Origin of the sequence: Persicobacter psychrovividus, from assembly GCF_036492425.1 — a bacterium.
GTDB lineage: Bacteria > Bacteroidota > Bacteroidia > Cytophagales > Cyclobacteriaceae > Persicobacter > Persicobacter psychrovividus.
On record NZ_AP025292.1, the window covers coordinates 1,359,424 to 1,378,940 of the forward strand.

At 41.0% G+C, this 19,517-nt stretch carries 14 protein-coding genes; 7 read left to right on the forward strand and 7 right to left on the reverse strand.

What is annotated here, in order from left to right:
* From AABK40_RS06010 to AABK40_RS06030, 5 genes are all read left to right on the forward strand, one after another.
* Window positions 1-1,077, forward strand: a complete 1,077-nt coding sequence (locus AABK40_RS06010) for a hypothetical protein (RefSeq protein WP_338397926.1) — start codon at window positions 1-3, stop codon at window positions 1,075-1,077.
* A gap of 30 nt (window positions 1,078-1,107) precedes the next feature.
* Window positions 1,108-2,442, forward strand: a complete 1,335-nt coding sequence (locus AABK40_RS06015) for a hypothetical protein (protein ID WP_338397927.1) — start codon at window positions 1,108-1,110, stop codon at window positions 2,440-2,442.
* Between the two features lie 186 nt (window positions 2,443-2,628).
* The gene (locus AABK40_RS06020; RefSeq protein WP_338397928.1) at window positions 2,629-4,215 is read left to right on the forward strand and encodes an ATP-binding protein; all 1,587 of its coding nucleotides are present in this window, start codon (window positions 2,629-2,631) and stop codon (window positions 4,213-4,215) included.
* A 506-nt stretch (window positions 4,216-4,721) separates the two neighbouring features.
* Complete coding sequence (locus AABK40_RS06025; protein ID WP_338397929.1) at window positions 4,722-7,970, forward strand: S41 family peptidase; 3,249 nt, start codon at window positions 4,722-4,724, stop codon at window positions 7,968-7,970.
* 647 nt (window positions 7,971-8,617) lie between these two features.
* Entirely contained in the window at window positions 8,618-9,088 is a 471-nt protein-coding gene (locus tag AABK40_RS06030) for an SEC-C metal-binding domain-containing protein (protein WP_332920518.1), read from the forward strand.
* 111 nt (window positions 9,089-9,199) lie between these two features.
* On the opposite strand, the gene AABK40_RS06035 is transcribed toward AABK40_RS06030, so the two are convergent.
* The 3 genes from AABK40_RS06035 to AABK40_RS06045 all read right to left on the reverse strand — a co-directional run bounded on the left by AABK40_RS06035 (window position 9,200) and on the right by AABK40_RS06045 (window position 12,275).
* On the reverse strand, window positions 9,200-10,405 hold the full coding sequence (locus tag AABK40_RS06035) for a DUF418 domain-containing protein (RefSeq protein ID WP_338397930.1): 1,206 nt from the start codon (window positions 10,403-10,405) through the stop codon (window positions 9,200-9,202).
* A 144-nt stretch (window positions 10,406-10,549) separates the two neighbouring features.
* Window positions 10,550-11,350 (reverse strand): hypothetical protein, encoded by an 801-nt coding sequence (locus tag AABK40_RS06040; protein ID WP_338397931.1) that lies wholly within the window; start codon window positions 11,348-11,350, stop codon window positions 10,550-10,552.
* Between the two features lie 7 nt (window positions 11,351-11,357).
* The gene (locus AABK40_RS06045; RefSeq protein ID WP_338397932.1) at window positions 11,358-12,275 is read right to left on the reverse strand and encodes a hypothetical protein; all 918 of its coding nucleotides are present in this window, start codon (window positions 12,273-12,275) and stop codon (window positions 11,358-11,360) included.
* A gap of 655 nt (window positions 12,276-12,930) precedes the next feature.
* Between AABK40_RS06045 and AABK40_RS06050 the strand changes: the two genes are divergently transcribed.
* Complete coding sequence (locus AABK40_RS06050; RefSeq protein ID WP_338397933.1) at window positions 12,931-14,655, forward strand: GAF domain-containing hybrid sensor histidine kinase/response regulator; 1,725 nt, start codon at window positions 12,931-12,933, stop codon at window positions 14,653-14,655.
* 21 nt (window positions 14,656-14,676) lie between these two features.
* Here AABK40_RS06050 and AABK40_RS06055 read toward each other — a convergent pair whose 3' ends face one another.
* Complete coding sequence (locus AABK40_RS06055) at window positions 14,677-15,357, reverse strand: pseudouridine synthase (RefSeq protein WP_338397934.1); 681 nt, start codon at window positions 15,355-15,357, stop codon at window positions 14,677-14,679.
* Between the two features lie 123 nt (window positions 15,358-15,480).
* On the opposite strand from AABK40_RS06055, the gene AABK40_RS06060 reads away from it, so the two are divergent.
* Window positions 15,481-15,714 carry a hypothetical protein gene (locus AABK40_RS06060; RefSeq protein WP_332920524.1) on the forward strand — a complete coding sequence of 78 codons (234 nt, stop codon included), beginning with the start codon at window positions 15,481-15,483 and terminating at the stop codon, window positions 15,712-15,714.
* Window positions 15,715-15,772: 58 nt separating this feature from the next.
* On the opposite strand, the gene asnB is transcribed toward AABK40_RS06060, so the two are convergent.
* The 3 genes from asnB to AABK40_RS06075 all read right to left on the reverse strand — a co-directional run bounded on the left by asnB (window position 15,773) and on the right by AABK40_RS06075 (window position 19,510).
* On the reverse strand, window positions 15,773-17,449 hold the full coding sequence (gene asnB, locus AABK40_RS06065; RefSeq protein ID WP_338397935.1) for an asparagine synthase B: 1,677 nt from the start codon (window positions 17,447-17,449) through the stop codon (window positions 15,773-15,775).
* 548 nt (window positions 17,450-17,997) lie between these two features.
* On the reverse strand, window positions 17,998-18,447 hold the full coding sequence (locus tag AABK40_RS06070; protein WP_332920526.1) for a thioredoxin family protein: 450 nt from the start codon (window positions 18,445-18,447) through the stop codon (window positions 17,998-18,000).
* Window positions 18,448-18,601: 154 nt separating this feature from the next.
* Window positions 18,602-19,510, reverse strand: a complete 909-nt coding sequence (locus tag AABK40_RS06075; RefSeq protein WP_338397936.1) for a metal ABC transporter permease — start codon at window positions 19,508-19,510, stop codon at window positions 18,602-18,604.
* Between the last annotated feature and the right edge of the window lie 7 nt (window positions 19,511-19,517).

The window sequence follows — 19,517 nt, forward strand, 5'->3', positions numbered from 1 at the left end:
ATGGTGCCATTAGATGTAATTATTGATCCAAAATTTTTGCTGAAACTTCATTACAGTATTGAGTCGGGAGAAGTTAAAGATTCTGTTTTGCATGACTTTCATTATAATTGGGTACAGATGAATAACCGTAAGTCCATCCGGTATTTCACCTGTTTAGATAATATTGATGAGACGGGTCGGAAAGTAATTGATTTGATATTCAGGCGACTGAATAAAGGTGGGGAAATCCTTTTTACTTTGGATCAGATGCTATGGAGCGTAGAGGGTGTATATAAAAATTCAGAAAAGCTATCCCCCTTTAGGCTTCATTTTACTTGCTTGGATAAGAAGCTGAGTCAGCAATTGGAAAATAAATATGGCTACAAGTTTTTGACCATTGATGATTTGACCAAGTCCTGGGGGCAATTGATGGCCTTCCAAGGGTATAAATCATGGTCTGTCAAGAATGATGATGCGCATTTAAGGTCTTGGGAGAAATCAACTTTCGGTATCCCACCCAAAATCCATAGCTTACTTATTCATGATTTTTATCTGTTTGAGGTTGTAAATAACCGATTGAATGAAAAGAAATTGTATGAGAATCTATTTGAGATTTTAAGGAACTTCAAGCATCGATTAGCCAGTCAGGCTCCAGTTGAGATCATGCTCGTTACCGCTAAGAATAAGAACTTCGATCAAAAAATGGAAGCTGAAATACATAAGCGAGTGGATTGTGAGCTATTAAGACTTTTGGGGAAAGATGGCTTTAAATTGACTATAATATTTATGGAGAAAAATTGTCAGCAAACTGATCGAGCTCATGATAGGTTTCTGATTACGAATAATTCATACATCGAGTCAGGAGCAGGATTCAATCTGTTTTATAATAAAACACCAAAACACAATACCATTATTCGCCATGCTTATGTGTTTCAGTCTGAAAAGGAAATGCGAAATGTAAATTATCGCTTAGATGCAATCAAGGATCAGTTAGATATGGCATCGACGACTGTTTATGGGAGCGATTGGCAGTTATTTAGGTTGCTGAAGGAGGTAGGGAGTTTTAAGTCATCTAAGGTAGAGGTTAGGGTAGGTTAATTTTGCTTATAGGCTTTAATTTTTTGTAAAATGGAAATTTATATAGTTGTATTTTTATTATTTGCTATCGTCGCATGCTATTTGTTGTATGCGGGGAGTCGTTGGGTTGGACCTATATCAATTATCCTTTTGGTGCTTTCCATGATTGCAACGGTTGTTATTTGGGAGGATATGGATGATGTTAGCAATGACAGGTGGATGAATTTTTGGATGGTAATTCAAGTATTTTTTTTGATTGGACTTGTGGGGTTTACCATATTTAATTTTTATCGTAAACCTGAGCGTCTAAGGTATGTCGCAGTGATTGATAAGGTCGCTGTTTATGTCTTTGGATTTTCAGCATTTGTGGTGTTATTTCCCATATTATGTGTCGGGGTGATTTATTTTATTGAAACCTTTGATAATATTAAGAGCACTTTTTTTGCGCGAATTGATGCCAGTGAAAAGAAGTCTCCTTCTCCTGTTGATTTATGGGTTGATAAATTGAATGAACTTCCTCATAATGATAGAAAGGAAATTATCTTCAATAGCGATGGGGAATCTATACTCTACATTTATAATTTTAGATCAATTTATAACCCCAGGGAGATATCACGATCCGATCAAGAATGGATGGCAAAAGGAGAGGAGATTCTTATTAAGAATAATTATGACTCTGTCCTATATACAGCCAAAAAGCTGGGAGTGAGAAAGGTGGTTCCTCTCTATCATGATCACTATGATAGGTCCACCAAGGTAGGATATTATATTGATGTAGATGAAGGGCGTAGCCGAATTGCTGATGATACTTTACGTGATATTGTCAATAAACACAGACCTTCTATTAAAGGGGGAGTACGAGAAGAGCGGCACTTATCTTGGAGGTCATGTTCTCATTATGATTTATCTGTTATTGATTTTCAGAAATTGCCGAGGGAGCACAAGTCAAAAAAAGGCATGGATTTTATTTATCAAGATACGATCAATGTGGGGGCCGTTAAAGTGTTGGAAGGTGTTCGAACAGCCGATTATTTTTATGTACCCACCTTTTATGCTTCATTTGAACTTCCAGACTCATTAGAGGTTAAAACGTTTTATCCAGGTGATGTTTTTGCCAATTCTAATGATATTGTTTCTCAAATTGAGAGCCGTCGCTACAGGGGTATGCCATTTACCCCTTATTCTCCCTTGGTATTTTCTACCAGGTTCAGATTGTTTAGGCCTAAGTCCATTGACGATGTTAGAGGGAAGAGGACACGCATAACCAATATTCATTTCATAATGGAGGATGAAGCGCATGAATTTCATTTCTTTTTTAAATTGGTATATGTTTTTGAAATGGACTATAAAGGGGATTATTTTGATAAGCCGAATAAAGCAAGTTGATTTTTGTGGTTTGCATTTTTTTAATTCTATTTTCTCCTATATAGGGAGTTTAGTTTATTTTTATCCATAGAAACAGATGGATCAAGAGGCAATAATTTCAATAAGGACATGAGGTACCCGCCCTGTTGATAAGCAATGCACAATAATTTTGTATATTTACCCTATCATTAGCAAAATGAACCACCGATGAACCAAAGAAGAGCATTACCTATTGGCATACAGACTTTTGAAGATCTACGCATAAGTAAAGATGATTACCTATACATTGATAAGACTCAGTATGTTTACGAAATGACAAAGCTCTCTAAAGGATATTATTTCCTTTCTCGTCCTCGTCGTTTTGGGAAATCCATGCTCTGCTCAACTTTGGAATCTCTTTTTGAAGGCAAGAAAGAACTGTTTGAAGGGCTTTATATCTATGATCAATGGAATTGGGAAGAAAGCTATCCAGTGATCCGAATGGATATGAGTGGGGTGAATTATAAGGACATTGAGTCTGTTGATAAGAAACTTCAGTTTGTCCTGACCACCAATGCCAAACAACATCAAATTGAACTCAATAAAGATGAGCTTTTAGGAGCTCAATTGATGAATTTAATTGAGGCTATTGCTCATAAATATCAAAATAAAGTGGTCATTATTATTGATGAGTATGACAAAGCCATTCAGGACACTTTATCCAAGGAAAATGATTTAGCCTCTGAAGCATTAGATGTGTTACGTGGTTTCTATTCCGCTATCAAAGCTTCTGATCAGCATATTCGTTTCTGCTTCATGACGGGTATCACCAAATTCACGGGAGTAGGATTATTTAGTGGCGCGAACAATTTCAATGACATCACTTTAAGCACTAAGTTCAGTGCTATTTGTGGTTTCACGCAAAAGGAATTGGAATCTTGTTTTGGTAATTATTTTGATGCGATCGATATGGAAGAAGTCAAGGCGTGGTACAATGGCTACAACTACCTTGGCGATCGGGTTTACAATCCATTCGATATTCTTTTATTTCTTAATCGTGAAGGCGATTTTGATAACTATTGGTGGGATACAGGGCAACCTCATTTTTTGACCAAAATGTTTGAGCATGGGAAGTATGAGACCTATGATTTAGACCATTTGGAGTTATCTTCTCAGGAGCTGAAACAATTCACCCTCACTAATCTAAACTTAGCTTCATTGCTATGGCAAACCGGCTACTTAACCATCAAAGAGGTTATTCAGGAGCCATTTGGGGGGAAGAGTTTTGTCTTGTCTCCGCCTAACAGGGAAGTGCAGATTTCTCTTAATATGCTCTTTCTAATTAGTTTAACCTCCGTAGAGTCCAATCGGACATTGAAGCGAAACGAGGCGGTCAGGAGCTTATTTAAAAATGATTTAGATGGTTTTGAGGCGAGTGTAAAAGCCATGTTCTCTGCCATTCCTTACAATAATTATGTACAAAGCAACCTCCAAAAATATGAAGGGTTTTATGCGTCGGTAATGTTTAGCTTTTTGGCTGGCTTGGGTCTGAAATGCAAGACGGAGGAATCCACCTCACACGGTAGAATTGACATGGTCATGGAAAGTCCTACGCATATTTATGTGATAGAATTTAAGCTCAATGCTCCCAAACCTACTGAAGGCAAACAAGGTGAGGCCATTGTTCAAATCCATGAAAAGAAATACTATGCGCCTTACTTAAATGATGATCGGAAGATTGTATTGATCGGGATGCATTTTAATGAGGAGAAAAGGAATTTGGACCATTTTGAGGTGGATGAGTTGGGCGCTTAGCGGCGGCACGTATAATAAATCTTGAAGTCGATTACTTCATAAAAGATACTTAGCCTATACATCTATATTGAATGCAGGAAGGCATCATCATAAGACCCTGAAGAAGGATGTTTTATTTTTGAGGGAAAAATGCTATTAATTATATTTAGTACGATTAAAATCATACTTTGCCATAAAAAACTAATTAAACATCATAAATTCATATTATTTTTTTAAGTGCAAAATCAGTATTCGTCCCTCGGGCTGTCCGAATCCCTAAAAAATGTGCTTAGGAAGCGCTAATAGGGGAATTCCATAGGCTGTATCGGAAAGTAATACTTCCGATCGTCTAAGAATAATACTACCGAAGTCCTGCTATCTTGCTGATAGTGGGGCTTTTGTTTGTAGAAGAGGTAATGATGTTGTCAAGGTGTTTTTTTGAATCTGAAAATTGTCGATAAATGAATCGTTAATTTGATTATCTTTATTGATCATTTTTATTCAATCGCATACGCAACATCAATGCTATGAAAAACCTTTTCTTAATCCTCGGAGGGATGATGATGTCCCTTTCGGTGTTGGCGCAAAATCCGTTATGGATGCGCTATCCTTCAATTTCTCCTGATGGTGAACATATTGCCTTTTCTTATCAGGGGGACCTTTACGTGGTCGCTGCTGCTGGTGGTGAGGCGACGCCAATAACGAACCATGTGGCGCATGATTTTTCGCCTGTTTGGAGTCCTGACAGTAAGCAAATTGCCTTTGCTTCTGATCGGCATGGTAATTTTGACCTCTTTCTGACGACCGTGAATGGCGGACGAGCCAAACGTTTAACATTCAATTCCACCAGTGAAATTCCGACTTCTTTCACACCAGATGGGCAATCCGTATTGTTTACTGCTCAGGTCTTGGATGATGTCAAGAGTGCGCAGTTTCCTTATGGCCGACTTGATGAATTATATGCCGTAGGGATCGATGGGGGACGTCCAAAGCAAATTTTGACACTCACTGCCGAGCATGCTCAATACAGCGCTGACGGTACAAAAATTCTTTATCAGGACAAAAAGGGGTATGAAGACCCATGGCGAAAGCATCACACAAGTGCGGTCACCAGGGATCTTTGGATTTATGATGTGGCCTCAGGGAAACATCAACAGATTTCTGATTTCGAGGGGGAGGATCGTACACCAGTTTTCTTTGATCAGGATCAGCGTGTGGCCTACACCAGTGAGGTCGATGGAACCCTGAATGTTTGGACTATGGCAGTGGATGGCCGTGATAAAAAGCAGCTGACCAAACTGGAGAACCACCCTGTTCGATTTTTATCTGTATCTAAAAGCAATATTTTTTGTTTTGGATATGATGGAGAGATATATACTTTAAAAGAGGGAGGATCTCCTGAAAAAGTTGATATTAAAATCAATAATGATCAGAAGTTAAACAATGTTGTTTTTGAGAAAAAATCAGGTGGAGGGCAGGAGATTTCTGTCTCTCCTAATGGTAAAGAGGTCGCTTTTATTTTAAGAGGCGATGTTTTTGTAACTTCTGTTGATTACAATACCACAGTTCAAATTACGAATACGGCTGAACAGGAAAGATCAGTGTCTTTCTCTCCCGACGGACGATCGTTGGTTTATGCCGGTGAGCGAAGTGGCAGCTGGAATATTTATGTTGCCAAACTGGGGAAAGACGAGGAAAAGTATTTCATCAATGCAACGGATATTCAGGAGGAGGTTATCACTGATGCGCCAGTGGAGGAGTTTCAGCCGAAATGGTCGCCAAAGGGTGATGCAATAGCCTATTTGGAAGAAAGAACCACCTTAAAAGTGATCGATCTGAAAACCAAAACCGCAAAAACCATTTTGGCAGGTAGCTTTAATTATTCTTATTCTGATGGGGATCAGGCTTTCGACTGGTCGCCAGATGGCCAATATCTGGCGGTTCAATATTCGCCGAACCAGTGGACTTCTTCGGACATCGGACTTGTGAAAGCTTCCGGCGATGGGCAGGTGATCAACCTGACGGAAAGCGGTTACAGCAGTACGGCTCCTCGGTTTGTAATGGACGGAAAAGCCATTGTTTATGCCAATGACCGATATGGCTATCGCTCTCATGGGAGCTGGGGGGCAGAAGATGATGTTTTTGCCATTTTCTTGACCAAAGCGGCTTATGACGAATTCAAATTGCCGCAAGAGGAATTCGACCTGTTGAAGGAAGCACGAAAAGCGCAGGAAGATCAGGAGGCTGAAGAAGAGAAGTCTAAAAAGAAGAAGGCTAAAAAAGGCAAGAAAGCGAACGAAGAAGTCGCTCATTTGGCGATTGATTTTGAAGGACTGCAGGAGCGTGTGATGCGCCTTACGATTAATTCTTCCTTCCTTTCCGATTACCTTTTGTCGAAAGATGGTGGCCAACTGTATTATATGAGTCGTTTTGAAGGTGGTTATGATTTATGGAAAAAAGATATCCGCAAAAATGAAACAAAGCTTGTTCTGAAGTTAGGTGGGGGTGGTGGAAACCTGCAGTTTGATGAGGAGATGAAAAATATTTTCTTTGAAACAGGTGGCCATTTTGCCAAGATGGACATTGCTTCTGATAAGCGTAAAAATATCAATTATCAGGCGGAATATTACCTTGATAAACAGGCTGAGCGCAGTTATATGTTTGAACACGTTTGGCGACAGGTTAAAAAGAAATTTTACGACCCAGAGTTGCATGGCGTGGATTGGGCATTTTATAAATCTGCCTACATGAAATTTATTCCACACATCAACAATAATTATGATTATGCCGAGATGTTGAGTGAGCTGTTGGGCGAATTGAATGCCTCGCATACAGGTTGTAGATATTATTCGAAGGCCGAGAATGCAGATGCTACCGCAACGCTGGGCGCTTTTTTCGATCAGGAGTATGAAGGCAACGGACTGAAAATTGCCGAGATTATTGAAGGCTCTCCACTGACGCAGGTGACTGCGGATATCAAAGCGGGAATGATTATCGATGCAATTGATGGACAAAAGATTTTGGCTGGACAGGATTATTTCCAATACCTGAATCATAAGGCCGGGAAGCCTACGAGATTGGAAATTTCGGACCAGGGAAAAATGCAAATGGTGGTGGTGAAGCCAATTGGTAAAAGTGCAGAAAATAGCTTGCTTTATAAGCGTTGGGTGAAATTACGTGAGGAAGAAACCCGGGAGGCTTCCAATGGAAAGATCGGTTACGTACACGTTCAGGGGATGAACAGTGCAAGTTTTAGAAATGTATATGCCGAAACTTTGGGTAAGAATTATCATAAGGATGCCCTGATTGTAGATACACGATTCAATGGTGGTGGCTGGCTGCATGATGATTTAGCCACCTTTTTGAGTGGGGAAGTGTATTGTACTTTTGCGCCAAGAGGGCAGAAGTTTGGTACTGAACCGATCAATAAATGGTCGAAAGCCTCTGCCGTACTTTGCTCTGAAGGGAATTATTCAGATGCACATGCTTTTCCATATACCTATCAAACCCTGAAAATTGGGCCATTGGTTGGGATGCCTGTACCCGGGACGATGACTGCCGTTTGGTGGGAAACCCTGCAGGACCCCTCGTTGGTTTTTGGCATTCCTCAGGTAGGTGTGCAGGATCTGGAAGGTAATTACCTCGAGAATCAGCAGGTAGAGCCAGAGTTTAAAATTGCACAAGACAAAGATGTGGTGATTCATGGGACGGATCAACAATTACGTAAAGCGGTGGATGTTTTGTTAAAACAAACCCAAACTCTGACCGTCGAATAGTAGCTTTATAATGCTGCTCAGTGGAAAGCACTTGCAGGGGGAAATCTTTTTTCCTCACGCAAGTGCTTTTTTTATTCAATATTCTCCATAAAAAGCACATTGAAGTAGAATCTTCAAAATCGCACGGCGGTTATTCTGTTGAACATAATGTAATAGGGATAAGTGAAAAGTTTATCGAGTAATAATCTACCTCTTTCCATTGAATCACCCTTCAATAAGTTGAAAACTTTATCCGCTGTGTAGCGCTGTAATTGATTACGGCCAATACCCTGCTGAATACCCTGCTGATGCTTAGGGGAGTGACTTTGCTTCGTTTGATATATCTTTGTAAAGAATAACGTCACTTCAAGCATTTCAAATTTGAGCTCGATTCACCTGAAATCGAGGATTAATGATAATACCACCAAGCCCTTAATTCCTATTCTTACGATAAGAAGAGCATGGGAAATTGTTTGCCATAAGCATTCGACTCCTTATCTTCGCCTCATTATTTTAACCATTGTATTTATTCAAACAGTGCCCGGGCGAGGCATTTTTTGTTTTTCATAGCGCAAAAGACAAACATGCTACGGGTTTTGATGATTAGATATTCAATAGATGGTCGAAAATTCATAAGGAGTTCAAGAAATTTTAAAAAAATAGAAAGTATGTTGAAGGCAGATGGTTCGGTGGATTTGTCAATCCCACGCCGAAAATATTTTATGGAGCGTTCGGAGATGACGAATTGCCCGGAGTGTGGTGCGGAACTGAAGGGGCAGTCGAGTGCGGTGCTGATCAGTGTGGTGTCAGAATTGGATGAAGGTACTTTTGTAACCAATAATAACGACAGCCATTTTTGTACAGCATGTCCCGTGGTGGCCTATAATATGGATCCGTTGCTTGCGTCTGTTCGAACCAGTGTGGCTGGGGCAGAGAAGGAAACGACCCGTTTTATGCTTCATGGCGTGGTGAATTTTGACGAGTACCCCGAGGAAGATCTGGAGGAAGACGATGATTTACCGGTGGTAGAATTTTTACCCGACTTGAGCAGTCAGCCAAGAAGTGCCGAGGATAAAGTAGGTCGCAATGACCCATGTCCGTGTGGAAGTGGGAAGAAATATAAAAAGTGTTGTGGCTAAACGTGTGTCGAATAGTGGTTGGTGTTGTCTATCCGCTGACTGAATTATAGTAAAAAAGGTCTGCGCCAGTGATTGGAGCAGACCTTTTTTATTCCGTCAATTACGAGAAGGCTATTTTATCCACGTCCAGCGGTGCCAAAGCTGCTCGAAAGGCCCTTGACGATGATGTTTGAGCCACCAGTTACAAAATGTAATTTGCACGATCAGCATGGCTATACCGATCAATAGACTCAGGCTTGTTCCACAATATTTGGCCAGGTATAATCCATAACCAAAATAAACAACCCCTCCAAAAATACTTTGAGTAATGTAATTGGTCAGGCTCATTCGGCCATAGGCTGTCAGGGGTTTAGTGATGCGTTTGAAAGTGGTGTTTTCAGCCAAAAGCATAAAAATGGATACCCATATCAGCGTAAAGGAAAATTTGAACCACATATCGAAAACAATACCAAGGGTTCGTTTTATTGCCAGGAGCTCAGCTTGCTGAAAGTGGTTTTTCGCAAAATACAACGGAATACAGCAAATGGCTACCCCCATAAAAATGCGTTTCCACCGTGCTATATTTGACGGGCTGTGTTTGAAAAGTGAACTTTTTCCAAAGTATAGCCCCAGCATGAAAAGCCCGATGGTTTGTGTGAACCGTCCATTTTCGATGGCCCAAAGCATGCTGAATTTTTGCCCGTTGGTGATATTGGAACTGATGGTTGTCCAAAAAGAATCGGTGTGTAGCGCATCCATTACAGGTTGCCAATATTGTGCATAAAGCTTGGCGGGGAGGCTGAAATCGCTATCAAAGGCCGACCTTAAGTACAACAGCCATTCAACGGGCTGCATAAGAAATACAAGGGCAGTGAATAGGATAAATTTTGCACTTTTATTTCTGACAAAATACAAGGATATGCCCGTTACAGCGTACAGCATGAGTACCTCGCCTGGAAAAAACAAGGCATTAAAACAGGCAAATCCACTGAGGAGCAGCAAGCGCCATAAATACCTTGGGCCGAAATCCTTGCCAAGTTGTTGCTGCTTGTGGTTCATTAAGTAAAAAGTGAAACCGAACAACAGGGCGAAAATGGAGTAGGTTTTGCCCGCAAAGAGGAAAAACATGCCGTCCCATAAATGTTGATCCAACTGATTGAGCCAATTGGCTTGGCTTGCCTTGTCTGGGAAGAAATAAAAATTGAAATGCTCAATATTGTGTAAGAGCATAATTACCATGACCGCAAAACCACGAAGGATATCAATAATGGCGATGCGTTCTTTTTTTAAGGAGGGGAGGTTAGTCTCGGTAGGGGTACTACGCAAGGTTGATGTCATCTGTCTTTGATTTTTTTTCAAATATATCACAATATTAAGAAAACCACTGTGATATTCGACAGGTCATAAAAAAGCCTTTCCCCGAAAAACAGAGAAAGGCTGTAAATATTGTTATGAAACACCTGATGAAACAGCATTTTGAACTTACTGCCCTTTTTCCTCAAATGTCATATTGATATTGGTGAAGGCGTAATTCAATGACGCAAAAGTCAATGCGAGGTCTTGCTGTGCCAAAGGGGATGCCCACAGGTCAATATATTGATTCATTTCCTGGTCAGTAATATTTCGATACGAATACAAAGACATCATTATGACTTGTTCTTTGATTTTCTGTTCAAAATTAGCGGGGAACATCGCTTTTAAATTCGACGAAATTTCTGCCTCACTCAATCGATCTTCAGCGGGTAGTTGTGCGTTAACACCCGAAAGGATAGACGTCATCATATTTTTGAGTATCGAAGTCATGTTCTCGGAAAGCCTTGCCGTTTCATCTAATTTTATAAGCTGCTGAATTCTTTCTTGACTTGGCGGATCAGACTCGAAAGCCTGAAAGTAAGCGATCATGTCCTGCTGCTGGGCAGGATCATTCGCCTTCAATTCCTCTTCCATCACCTTCTGAATCAGAGGGGTCTCATGAAATTTGATGTAGCTCTTTAAGGTCTTTTTATCAGATTGCTGACCAAGGTATTTTTTGATATTCTCGAGCATCTTTTCTCCATTGAGCGTATTGGTCATAGTGGTGGAGAATTGTTGAAACTCTTGAGGAGAATTGAAGCTGTCTTTTTTCTCCGCAATTTTAGCATCCCTCAGCTCATCTATCTGACTGATTGCCGCGGACAGGCCTGAAAGGGTGATGTATTGCTCTATTACTTTTTCGGGGGTGCCAGCAAAAGTATTGAAGCCAATAGCAAGTAAAGCAAATAATATAAATAACTGTTTTTTCATAGCTAAATTATTGTAAATCAATGGTTCTGTCGATAACTTTTAAGTTATTTTCTGAATTGGCCTCAATGCTCTCCATACTGAGTAAAGGCCATCCATAAGCATGGAGCTCGGCCCCTATATATTTGATATGGGTAATCTTTGGAAGCTCCTTTACGTTGATGTTTCCCAACTTATAATGAGAAGCATTTTGCTTCAGGTACTCATGGGTGATGGCTGTAAGTTGATCGGAGTCACTTTCTTCAACCGATCGAAGCACAAAACTGTCGTTTTCTTCAAAAATTTCATCAAGAAAAACAGACATTTTTATCTGTAAAGGACCCGTTCCCAATCGGTTTTCACGATCAACTACGGCCTCATACACTTCATTAAGTTCATATTGCAGCCCATGAAAATAATAGAATTGAGCGTATTCCTTCCCAAACTCATTGGTGTAGTTGTTCAGAGATGCCAAATGGTGAGTTAATTTCTCCAGATCAAATTTATAATCCTGATTCTTTTTAGCGACTTTCTTGGCTTTTTTCAGTGTTTTAGACATATGCTTATTAATCGCCTTCCAATTGGAAATTCCCAGAAGCTTGCCATTCTCATCCGTTTTTACCTGAACAGTAAGACCTTCTTTAGCCATTGCTGAAAGATGGTGAATAGGGTTTGGTTGATTGTCTGTAAAATCGCGATAATGCCAATTGATCAGATATTCTGTGGCTGTGGAATCGGCAATGCTAATATCTACAAAATACTTTGTTTCGTTGCGGTCAAGGGTGTCGGTGTCCTGTATGCGGTAACTTTCTTCAGTAATCAGATAAGTCTGTTTTTCACCAATGTCCCAGTAGCCAATGACCTGAACAGTAGAATCGGCCATATTGATTTGAGCATTAGCAAAACTTGCCAACAAGCAAAGGGAAAAAAGAAAAATAAATTTTTTCATGCGTAAAAATTCGTGAAGGTAAATGCCAGGAATTACTGGTCAAAAGTTGATAAACTTACTTAATGTAAATTTAATATTTATATTTGTTTTGCTCAAAATTTTATCACATTTATGTCTACGTTAGCGTGTGGAAATGATATTAATAGAATAATATTCAATCCTATTGCTATGAAGAGCGAAGTCTATGCGGAGTGAAATGATGGAATTTCTGAATTTTGTTATTCACCTTCCTGTATTTTTGCTGATTGATTAATTCGGTGGGGCAATTTTCATTCATCGGCCTACTGTTGATTCGATTAATATTCTGAAAGTCAGTGATTAAAGATGATGCAATTATTGAGAGAGGTGATGATATCGAATTGACGTTTAACAATAGATGAAAAAGTGCCATTGTATCGGTACAGTTTTTTTGATGTCCATAGAAATGGATGCTGTTAAGCTGTTTACTGTAAGCGGATTCCCCTTAGAGGCGAGGTGCATTTTGAAATGGGCGTTGTGTTTGTTCGCAATTTTAGGGTTTTGCAAGACCTGATTCGCAAGACTACTGTTGCGGATTAATTTTTATGTTGAGCTCAATGAATATATTTTCTGTTCAATGAACCTAAGGGAATACAAACATCGTTTTTTTTATTTAATAATAAACGATAAACACCTTATGATTCGCCCCCAACCAACAGAGAATGAAGCGCAAAGATTGGCTAAGCTGAAAGACTATGAGATTTTGGATACGCCTGATGCTCCCGAGTATGACGATTTCACCAGAATCGCCTCCGAAATTTGCGGTACGCCAATTGCTTTGATTTCTCTTGTTGATGATCATCGGCAGTGGTTTAAATCCAAGGTCGGCGTTGATGCTACAGAAACGCCTCGGGAACTCGCTTTTTGTGCCCATGCCATCAACCAGCCCGACGAGATTTTGGAGGTGAATGATGCCCGTAAGGATGAGCGCTTTCATGACAACCCGCTGGTCACTCAAAATCCCCATGTAATATTCTATGCGGGCTCGCCCTTGGTTACCCCAGAAGGCTATGCCATTGGTACTTTATGTGTGATCGACAATAAGCCCAGGGAAATGTCAACGGGGGCGAAAGAGGCCCTTAATTTATTGGGAAAGCAGATCGTGAATGTTTTGGAGTTGCATCGGAAGGAGCGGGCGATTCGGTCGATCAATGATCAGCTCAAAGCAGAGATTGCCCTGCGGAACAAGCGAGAGGAGGAGTTGATTGAGGCCCGAAATTCCGCCATCGAGGGGGAGCGGGTTAAGGATCAGTTCTTGTCCTCCATGTCGCATGAAATACGCACCCCACTGAATGGGATTATCGGCATCACTAAATTGCTCAGTGATCTGGACTCTATTCAGGGGCAAGCGAAGGAATTTGTAGATCATATCGATTTTTCTGCCAAACACTTATTGCGGATCGTGAATGATATCCTTGATTTTGCCAAGATCCGTCAGGAGAAGGTTTGTTTTGAAAATACTGATTTTGAATTTGAGCAGTTTATGGAAAACCTGAGCCATAACCTTCGTCCAAATATTCAAAAAAAGAATATCGGCTTTTCCCTGAACATTGCGAATGGCATTCCAAAAATTCTTCGTGGCGACGTGCATCGCTTGGGGCAGGTGCTGCTGAATTTAGCGGGTAATGCGATTAAGTTTACAGAAAAAGGCGAGGTGAAGATAAATGTGTCGGCGGGGGCTGTTCGTGAAGGCAAAATCCGACTGAATTTCGAGATCTGTGATTCAGGCATTGGCATTCCCGAGGAGAAAATTGCCCATATTTTTAACCCATTCACACAAACAGATGAAACCATCGCCAGAAAGTATGGCGGTACGGGTTTGGGCTTGCCGATTTCCAAACAACTTATTGAACAGATGGGGGGTGAAATTGAAGTAAAAAGTGTGCTGAATGAAGGGAGCACGTTTAGTTTCTACCTCTATTTTGCGATTTCAGAGCTTGATTTAATAGATACTGAGCAGGAGCAAGAAATTAAACCTGAAGATATTCCTGCGCTGAACATTCTTTTAGTGGAGGATTTTAAACTCAACCAGGTGGTGGCCAAACAGCATTTGCGGAAATTTGGATTTAAGGTAACCATTGCGGAAAACGGGCGTGAAGCGTTGAATTGTCTTTCTGAAAGTGTTTTTGACGTTGTCCTGATGGACATCAATATGCCTGTGATGGATGGCCTGGAGGCGACCAAAATTATCCGCGCTCATCAGGCATTGAAAGATCAGTATATCATCGCGATGACGGCCTCTGTTCGTGAAGCAGAGGTGAAGCGATGTTTTGATGTGGGGGTGAATGATTTCGTTTCCAAGCCTTTTGAACCAAAGGATTTGAGAGACAAAATTCTGAAAAGTTTGAGGGTCGGGAAGTAGGTGGTCGCCTGAGGGAGCGCCTTATTGCTCCACCTCTTTTTTGTTGATCTCTCGCCACGCTCCTTCAGGAATGTCGAGCGAGAGCCCTCCAATTTTGCAGCGGTGTAGGGCCGTAACTTTATTTTTTACCGCAAAAAACATTCTTTTAACCTGATGAAACTTCCCTTCAGTGATGGTCAGTAAAACCTGTTTTTCATTGATCATTTCTATTTGTGCAGGGGCCGTAGGCTGTTTTTCCCCTTGCAACATTACCCCTTTTTCAAGCTGTTCAATGGCTTCTTTGGTTATTGGTCGATGGAGTTGAACTTGATAGGTTTTAGGAACCTTGCCCGCAGGTTGCATGATATTAAAGGACCAATGCCCATCATCGGTGGCAATGAGTAGTCCTGTGGTGTCGGCATCGAGTCGGCCTACGAGGTGCAGTTGATCGGTGTCGGGGATATTGGTTAGTGAAAAAACAGCAGGGTAGTGCTCGTCTTTATTGGAGCATATGGTGTCGGCGGGTTTATGGATCATATAGTACCGGAATGGGCGAGGGGTCAGGACTTTTTGGTCAAAAACAACCTGATTGGAAGCATGAACCTGATGGTGGGGCTCTGTGATTTTTTCGCCATTCACCTGAATTTTTCCTTCCGCAATAATCAGCGACACTTCGGTAATGGTCAGGTCTGTACATTTACATATGAATTTATCCAGTCGCATGTTTTTGCTTTAGGGCAAAGGTAAAAAAAGAAATGTCAGCTTGAAATTTCTACTCGATTTAGAAAGGAAAATAGACTGCACTTTGGTGGCCTAATTTTACGAAGGATCAAATATTTAAGTAAGATGATGTTTTTAGGATGGATTGTGTTGTCAATAATTGTGGGAATGCTCGCAACAGACAGAACCGTTGGGTTTTGGGGTGGTTTTTTACTGAGTCTGATTTTGTCACCTTTAATAGGTTTTATCATCACTATTTTGAGCAGCGAGAAGGAGGATATACAATATCAAAAGATATTAAGGGAGGAGCAAATGCGGGCGATAGCCAAGCGGGCGGTCCAAGATCAGGAAGGTGAATAAAAAAAGGTTAGCCGTAATATTGTGGCTAACCTTTGTTGTATTTAGTTCTAATTTGCTGTTATTCGCTTACATAGGCATCGTTGTGGACGGCCTTTACTGCTCTTCCCGATGGGTCGGCAGAATTTTTGAAAGACTCATCCCACTCGATTGCTTTGGCAGTTGAGCAGGCTACCGATGGACCTCCAGGAACACATTTAGCAGCATCCTCTAAAGGAAATAGCTCGTCAAATATTTCTCGGTACAAATAGCCTTCTTTCGTCAGTGGCGTATTGTATGGGAAGCGATAACTCGCATGTTCCAGTTGATGGTCAGAAACCTTTTCTTCTGCAACTTCTTTCAGGGAATCAATCCAGTTGTATCCAACACCGTCTGAAAATTGCTCCTTTTGGCGCCAAACAACCTCATGTGGCAAGTAATCTTCAAAACATTCACGAAGGACGCTTTTTTCCATTTTGCCGTTGCCACACATTTTATCTTTTGGATTGATGTTCATAGCCACATCCAAAAATTCTTTGTCCAGGAATGGTACCCGTCCTTCAATACCCCAGGCGGCCATCGATTTGTTGGCGCGCGCGCAGTCAAACATGTTTAAGGCCATTAATTTACGCACAGATTCTTCATGAAATTCCTGAGCGTTAGGTGCTTTGTGGAAATACAAATACCCGCCAAAAATCTCGTCAGCACCTTCGCCAGAAAGCACCATTTTTATACCCATCGCGCGGATTTTTCTCGCCATCAGATACATAGGCGTAGAAGCACGGATGGTGGTGATGTCGTAAGTCTCGATATGGTAAATCACATCCCTGATGGCATCAATGCCTTCCTGGACGGTATAAGTTAATTCATGATGAACGGTCCCGAGGTGATCCGCTACTTTTTGTGCTGCGGCTAAATCCGGAGCACCTTCCAAACCAATTGCAAAGGAGTGCAGTCGTGGCCACCAAGCCTCAACTTCATCGTTGCTTTCGATTCTCATCTTCGCAAATTTCTGCGTAATGGCAGAGGTGATCGATGAATCCAAACCGCCAGAAAGCAATACACCAAATGGCACATCAGACATCAACTGTCTTTTTACCGCTTGCTCCAAGGCTTCTTTCAATTCTTCTTTGTTTGTTTCTGCATCTTTTACCGCAGAGAATTCCATCCACTTGCGTTCGTAATAGCGCTGTGGAGCTTTGCCTTGCTCAGAATAGACGAAACTTCCTGGAGGAAATTCAGAAATACTTTTACAAACAGGAACAAGAGCTTTCATTTCTGAAGCAACATAATAGTTGCCGTGTTCATCAAAGCCTTGGTACAAAGGAATAATTCCAATGTGATCCCGCCCGATCAGGTAAGCATCTTTTTCGGCATCATAAAGAACGAAAGCAAAGATACCGTTCAGGTAGTCGAGCAGTTTTTCCTTTTTCTCCTCATAAAGGGCCAAAATTACCTCACAGTCAGACTCTGTTTGGAAATTATAGTCAACAAATAATTCTTTCTTTAATGCTTGATGATTGTAAATTTCACCATTTACGGCCAAAACATGGGTTTTGTCGTGGTTATACAATGGCTGTTCGCCGCTGTATAAATCAACAATGGCTAAACGCTCGTGAGCGAGAATCGCTCTGTCTGATGCATACACCCCTGACCAGTCTGGACCACGGTGGCGAAGTTTCTTGGAGAGTTGCAAAGCCTGAGTCCTAAGTTGCTCAGGGTCTGATTTGATGTCTAAAATTCCAAATATTGAGCACATATCATCAATAGTTTATTTTTATCTTTTTTCAAAAAGGAGTAAGCTGAAAAAAGTGCCCTAATTCTCGTAGGGCGATTGTTTGGTTAAATGATTGTCGGGAAATCATCTTCAATTGTGTAATTGTTAATGAATATCCCTTTCTGTTAAAACAAATTAAACGAATTTAGTTTTTGATTGCAATAAATATAATGAAAATAATGAATATATGCATAGGTGATAAAATTAGCCTATTTTTTTTAAGGGTTTGATAATTGGGGTTTGGTGAAACGGCCTCTGTTGCCATATTTGCAATATTTTCTGAATTTGATCGATTATATATCTATAATTTGCTGAAATTTTATGGCTCTTGTCCTCTTGACTGGTCCGTTTTTGAACGAGCCCTTAATAATACTCTATATTGAGCCGCTTCTGAATTTTTGATTCACCGTTTTAAGTCCAGGCGCTCTTGGGGCTCCTGAGATAAAAGGGACCATAGACATGGGGGAGGAAGCACAAAAAAAGGCCTTACTTTGCAGTAAGACCTTAGCGCATTATCAACTAATAATTTTTTATTCAAATCTTTCGAGCATTCGCGTGAATTGCTTGGCATTTTTATATCCAGGCTCAACACTTGTTGCGTCTTTTTCTGGTTTCAGTAACAGAATGGTAGGATAGCCTGGTACCTTGAACTTCTTGGCCAACTCAGCATAAGTAAGGCTTTCCCCCTTATAGGTAATTCGTTCCGTTGATTCAGCATCAATTTTCACCGCATAAAAGTCTTTATTGACCGCCTGCACAACATCTTTATCTTTGAAGGTGGTTTTGTCGAGTTTTTTACAATAGCCACACCATGAAGTATAAAAATCAATCATGATATGCTTGGAAGGATTTTTCTCGACCATTTTCATGGCATCCTCAAAAGAAATCCATTTAATTTCTTTGTCCTGACCACGCCCAGCGAAGGAAGCGGTACTGATTAAAAGGCAAATCAAGGCAAGTATTAAAGGCTTTTTCATCATAACGTTTCTTGGTAATATATTTATCTACGAAGGAAAAGGAGTTTACGACAGCGGTAGAGGGTCGGCTATTGGACAAACACCTCTACTTTAGGGGTATAATCGAAATATTGATTACCAAATCAAGGATGATCAATGATTGTTTCGATATTTCCGTTTACTTGCTTGTTGCGGAGAGAGTTGCTTCTAAAGTTGCCTTATTGGTACGTCTTTTATTGCGTGATATGTAGCCATCAGTAGGAGAAAACAAAAAGGCGAGCATAAAGAGCAAACCACCCACAGAGGCCATTGCTCCCGCAATAGACCCATCGACGGCATAGGCGATATAATACCCGAGGACGGAGGTCAGTACCCCAATTACGGCGGCATAAATGAGCATTTTTTTCAGTTCATGGGTTAACAGGTAGGCTGTTGCGGCAGGGGTTACCATTAGCGCAATGACCAATATGGCACCGACGGATTCGAAGGATGCCACCGAGACAAGCGAAACCATGCCCATAAGTGCATAATGCCAAAGGGTGGTAGAAATGCCAATAGCGGCAGCAAAGGCAGGATCAAAAGTAGACAGATACAGCGCCTTATAGCAAATGCTGATGAAAGTGATGATGACCACCATCACGATAGCACCAATCCACAGGGCGCGTGGGCCAAGGATGGTTCCTGCATCGGTAATCCATAAATCAATTGGAACATAAGCAATTTCTCCATACAAAACACAATCCTGGTCGAGGTCTACTTTTCCAGCGAAAACGGTAATTAAAATTACACCTACTGCAAAAAGCCATGTAAAGGTTACGCCAATAGAGGCATCAGATTGTAAACCGCCTTTATGATGAAAAAATTCAATGATAAAGGTGGTCAGGATGCCGAAAAGGGCTGCGCCAGCGAGCATCACCACCGAATCTCTTGAGCCGGACAGTAAAAAGGCGATCACAATACCAGGTAATACGGCATGAGAGATCGCATCGGCCACCATGGTCATTTTCCGCAAGACCAAAAAACAGCCGAGCAAACTGCAGGAAACCGCAACGCAGGCTCCTGTAAGAATTATTAATAGATCGTTCATGTTGAGT